Here is a 5236-nt window from a genome sequence, read left to right on the forward strand (position 1 = left end):
CCAGGAAAAATGCCAAGTGAATTGCAACAAGCGATTGAGCTGGATGTTGATGCAATTCATGTCGAAAGCCTCACCGAGCTGCAACGCATTGGAGCACTAACCGAGCGTCTCAACCGCCCTGCTTCGATCTTTTTGCGTATGAACATTGATATTGGCGACATCACGCTCAGCAAGTTGGCGATGGGCGGCAAGCCGACTCCTTTTGGTTTGGACGAGTCCGAACTGAGTAATGCTTTGATGTTGCTGCGCGATTTCCCGCAAGTGTCACTCAAAGGCTTCCATTTTCACTTGATGTCGCATCAGCTCGATGTTGAACGTCACTTAGCGTTGATGCAGCGCTATTTCCAAGTCGTGAAGGCGTGGCAGCAGGAGTTCGAACTCGGTGAGCTGATGATCAACTTGGGCGGCGGCATGGGCATCAACTACCAAACCCCTGAGCAACACTTTCCGTGGATGGAGTTTTGCGACAAGTTGGAATTCCTCATCGCTAAAGAGCAAGTGCAAGACTGGACACTGCGTTTTGAATGCGGACGTTTCATCACGGCGGCATGCGGTTATTACGTAATGGAAGTGCTGGATATTAAGCAAAATCTTGGCGAAAACTTTGTCATCGCGCGCGGAGGAACCCACCATTTCCGCACGCCAGCAGCGCAGAGCCATGATCATCCATTCGTCATCCTGAAAAGCGAGCAACACCACGAGATTTCTCACCCAATTCAGCATGCACAAGCAACTTTTGTCGGCCAGCTTTGTACGCCCAAAGATGTGCTGGCACGCAATCAACACGTCGCCCACGTCGATATTGGTGATTATGTTGTGTTTACCTTAGCGGGCGCCTATGCGTGGAACATCTCCCATCAAAACTTCTTGATGCATGAACCGCCGATCTTCCACTATTTCTAAACGGCATACTTCGCTTTACTCAAGCCCCAATCATTGGGGCTTTTTTATTCCACTCGGCACAAATTCATTGCCATTAACCGCTTTGCGAAATAGCAATAATGCGTTTTATCAGCTCGTCGGGTTCCATTTTGGGATTGCGGTAAAAACGGAAGATTTCCGAGTTTATCGCCTGCTGAGCAACCGGATTGACCGCCATCGAATCAATCATACTCGGCACAGCGAGGTTGTGCTTAACGCCGTAGTGAAAGTCTTGATATGACTGGACCTGACACGGATTAAAATCGCTGATGTCGATATCGGTGCGTACCGGAATCGAGCCTTTTAACCGATTGAACTTAGCTTGAAACTCCACGTCTGCCAGCACGCTCGCGGTTTGCTGAGCCTCCTCAGCAGAAAACGACTTGCTCGACATAAACACAAAGCTGTCCATGTTGTAGAGGAATACACCATCGCTGTCCGGCGTTGGGTAACAGCCGACCTCTTGCGGAACTGAGACTTGATTGGCGAGCAACTCACCCAAAATCCAATCTCCACCGATTTGAAACAGCGCTTGACCGTCGGCTAACGCTTGGGTCGCCGTATCCCACTTACTGTCAGGTAATTGGTTGTCAATCAACAAACTCAGGCGACGAAATTGCGTCAGCGCTTGGCGCAGGGTGTCGCTGTCGATGCTGTCGCGTTCTAGTTTAACCATCGCATTGGTGTAGAACTCAACACCGCCAGTGGAGATCACTAAATTCTCGAAAAGTTGGGCGACTTGCCAAGGCTGCTCACCGACCGCGATCGGTACGACGCCATTTTTCTTAGCAAGCTCCATGGCGGCAAACATCTCTTGCCAATTTTTCGGCGCGGACAGATTCAGTTGTTTAAGTAGCTTGTGGTTGACCCACAGCCAGTTCAAACGGTGCAGCGTAAGTGGCAGAGCGATATAGCCGTTTTGTGTTTTATTGATTTCGATAGACAGCGGGTAGAGCACCTCGTCCCAGCGCTGCTCATCGGCCACCGCGTTGACGTTGTACAAAACACCGATGGCATCCCACGCTTTAATACTTGGCCCCTCAATTTGCGCAAAGCTTGGTGGGTTGCCCGCCAAGGCGCGAGCTTGCATTACCGTCATCGCACTGTCGCCACCTCCTCCTAACACCGGGCTTTGCAATAGCTCAATATCGTGTTGTTCCAGCTGGGCTTTAAGTGTTTGCAGAGCTTTCTGCTCGCCGTCAGAAGTCCACCAATGTAAAAACTCTACCCCATGTGGCGGCTCCGCGAGAGCAGCGACGCTAGGGGCGAGTAACACTGGGAACAAGAATGCCAGTTTGTTCATAGTCAGTCTCTCGGGAAAGTCAGTGTGGCGCAGAGGCCGCCAAACTGAGAATGGCTCAGCAACAAGTTGCCGCCATGAGCCTTTGCAATACTCTGTGAAATGGTTAACCCCAGCCCACTGCCTTCTTTATCGTTGCTAGCGCGGAAGTATGGCTGGCAGAGCTTTTCAAGTAATAAATCGTCAACACCGTCACCGTGATCTTCAATTTCAATCTGGATCGACTCTGGGCTTTCACTCAGCTTAATGTCCGTTTGATGGCCGTATTTGAGCGCGTTATCGACCAGATTCTGAATGCAGCGCTTAATCGCTAACGGTTTACCAGCAAAGTGGGAGCGGATTTCACCGTGGATGCGAATTGTGTCCGGCGCATCGGCGATATTGGCGGAAATGTGCTGAATCAGTTGGGTGAAATTGATCGGCTCGATTTCCTCGTGGATGTCGGTCTCTTTAATACATTGCAATGCGCCTTTGACCATCAAATCTAGGTCGTTACTCAGGCGGACAAAGCGTTCTCGGTCGGCGTCGTCATCCAGCATTTCCGCTCGTAGTTTTAGGCAGGCTATTGGCGTTTTCAGATCGTGGGAGATGGCGCTGAACAGCATTTCGCGGTCTTTAATGTGGCTGTCGATGCGTCGGTTCATTTTGTTAAACGCACGGACCGCTGCTCTAAGTTCGTTACTGCCTCGCTCATACACTTTGGGCACGTCTAACCGGCTCGACATCAGGGTTGCAGCTTTTGCCAGCTCTCGAATTGGTTGAATTTCTTTGCGAACGATAAACCAGGTACACTGCAAAAGCATTAGCGCGGACAGCGATAGTGTCAACCATTGGCGCAGCTCAAAATAGTTAGTCTCGAGGTTGATGTAAGGCGCGGGCAGCACCGCCGCGAGATAAAACCATTCGTTCTGCGCCACTTCGACCTGCATCACCAGAATCGGTGGATTGAGGTCACCAAACGAAAGCGAATAATGCGCCCACAATAGTGGCAGTTCGTCGATAGGTAGCTCGTTGTTGAACACTTTGAGTTTGTCACGTTGTGTGAACTCCACCTCAATATTAGGAATGCCGCTCAACTCACTTTCTAATACCTCGCGCACTTGGTTGATGACCAGTTTTTTGCGCTCGCTATCTGGCAGCGGGTCGACGTCAATCTGGTGATTGTTGAGTGAAACGAAAAAGCGCGTGCCGCCCATGTTGCGTAATTGATTAAGCACCAAGTGACGATATTCTGAAGGCAGGGTTTGAAAGAAAGCGATGGTGGAAGATGCGCTCAGTGCCAAGCTTTTGGCCGTCGTAGTCAAACCTTCTTTATCGCGTTCGCTGGCGTGTTGATACCAGATAATCCCGGATAATACCTGCGCCAGAACGATCACCAACAATAGGAACACGCTCGTGCGAACGACCAGTGATCCCGTCCAGCGTTTAATTCTCATAATGCACGTCCGTGGTCAGCATGTAGCCTTTGTTGCGCACCGTTAGGATCAGCGAGCGGTCTTTATCTTCAAGGTGATGGCGCAAGCGACTGATCTGCACGTCAATGCCGCGTTCAAACGGGTCAGCATCGCGTCCCCAAATCTCACGTGCAATATCATCGCGCGACAATATCGATTGTGCATGGTTGACAAATAAACCAAGCAACGACAAATCGGCACCGCTGAGTTGTTTAACTTCGCGGCTAGCGACGTGGGTCAGTTGGCGCGTCACGGTATCTAACAACCAGTCGTCAAAACGCACTTTACGCGTCAGTTTGGCATTGGCGGTCGATTGACTGCGTCGAAGAATGGTTTTGATGCGTGCGAGCAGTTCACGCGGACTGAATGATTTGGTGATGTAGTCGTCAGCGCCCATTTCTAGCCCTGCGACTCGGTCGGCTTCTTCAGTGACGGCGGTCAGCATGATTATTGGGATATCGGAGTTTTTGCGCAGTTTCTGGCACAGGGTAAAGCCGTCTTCACCGGGCATCATAATATCGAGGATGATCAAATCAGGATGGTGATCGTTGAGCAGTTGCCACATCACGCCGCCGTTTTCCGCGCAAAGCACTTCAAACCCTGCGCGGCCAAGGTAATCCGACAACGCTTCGCGAAGGTCGAGGTTGTCATCGACGACCAGTATCTGCTTGTTTTCCATCCTACTTTCCCTGTGTCCGTCCCTGTGCCTGCCCCTGAGTTTGGCGCTGGCCAATATGATGCATTCTTAAACGCCCATGCACAATCGAGCCGATTGCAATTTTCACTTCTCGGTGTAAGAGATTTGTAAGCGGCCACTTACAAACTGATTGCCTTTTGTAACCTTAGGCGCCGCCTTGCTCGCTATGATCATCCTGACCTTACGTGAAACAACATGACCTGAAGGAATCAGGTCCTACAACACTGGCATTCGTCAGGAGGAAACCATGTTTGCAAGTATATTTGGACAACTACAAAAAATAGGGCGGTCGTTGATGCTGCCTGTGGCGGTGTTACCGGTGGCTGGCTTGATGCTGGGTATTGGTAACGCGGGTTTTGCGTTTATTCCAGACGCGGTCAACAAAGTGATGCTCGCCGCCGGTGAAGGCGTGTTCGGCAACATGCAGTTGATGTTTGCGGTCGGTGTGGCGCTCGGGTTATCAAAAGGCAATGACGGTGCGGCTGCGCTCGCAGGCTTAGTTGGCCTAATTATTATGAACGCATCGCTCGGTATCGTGACTGGCCTGCGCGGCCTAGAAACTGACGCCACGATCATGGGCGTTGAGACGCTGCAAACCGGGGTGTTTGGCGGCATCTTTATCGGTGCGGTGGCGGCAATCATGTACAACCGCTTCTACAACATCAAACTGCCGGAATATTTGGGCTTCTTCGCGGGTAAGCGATTTGTGTCCATTGTCACCGGTCTATCGGCGATCGTCGTTGGTGCGATTCTCGCGTTTGCATGGCCACCTGTCGGACAACTTCTTGATGCATTCTCTCATTGGGCAGCGTACCAAAACCCTGTACTCGCGTGGGCGGTTTACGGCGCGGGCGAACGTTCACT

At 51.2% G+C, this 5236-nt stretch carries 5 protein-coding genes; 2 read left to right on the forward strand and 3 right to left on the reverse strand.

Annotation, left to right across the window (positions count from 1 at the left end; all coding sequences use genetic code 11):
• On the forward strand, positions 1-903 hold a 903-nt coding region (locus tag IQP38_RS17365), incomplete at its 5' end, for a type III PLP-dependent enzyme (RefSeq protein ID WP_228010099.1).
• A 73-nt stretch (positions 904-976) separates the two neighbouring features.
• Here the strand turns inward: IQP38_RS17365 and IQP38_RS17370 are convergent.
• Genes IQP38_RS17370 through IQP38_RS17380 form a run of 3 tightly spaced genes read right to left on the reverse strand, consistent with a single transcriptional unit; the run spans position 977 to position 4354 of the window.
• Complete coding sequence (locus IQP38_RS17370; protein ID WP_193837800.1) at positions 977-2224, reverse strand: ABC transporter substrate-binding protein; 1248 nt, start codon at positions 2222-2224, stop codon at positions 977-979.
• A 2-nt stretch (positions 2225-2226) separates the two neighbouring features.
• Positions 2227-3657 carry an ATP-binding protein gene (locus IQP38_RS17375; RefSeq protein WP_193837801.1) on the reverse strand — a complete coding sequence of 477 codons (1431 nt, stop codon included), beginning with the start codon at positions 3655-3657 and terminating at the stop codon, positions 2227-2229.
• Positions 3647-4354, reverse strand: coding sequence for a response regulator (locus IQP38_RS17380; RefSeq protein ID WP_042522238.1), 708 nt, complete (start codon positions 4352-4354; stop codon positions 3647-3649). Before IQP38_RS17380 ends, IQP38_RS17375 begins: the two co-directional genes overlap by 11 nt.
• A gap of 265 nt (positions 4355-4619) precedes the next feature.
• Here IQP38_RS17380 and IQP38_RS26515 point away from each other — a divergent pair.
• Positions 4620-5236, forward strand: a 617-nt coding sequence (locus IQP38_RS26515) for a PTS transporter subunit EIIC (RefSeq protein ID WP_228010100.1), incomplete at its 3' end; no start/stop codon positions are given.

The organism is Vibrio sp. OPT41 (genome assembly GCF_015163595.1).
Lineage (GTDB): Bacteria > Pseudomonadota > Gammaproteobacteria > Enterobacterales > Vibrionaceae > Vibrio > Vibrio alginolyticus.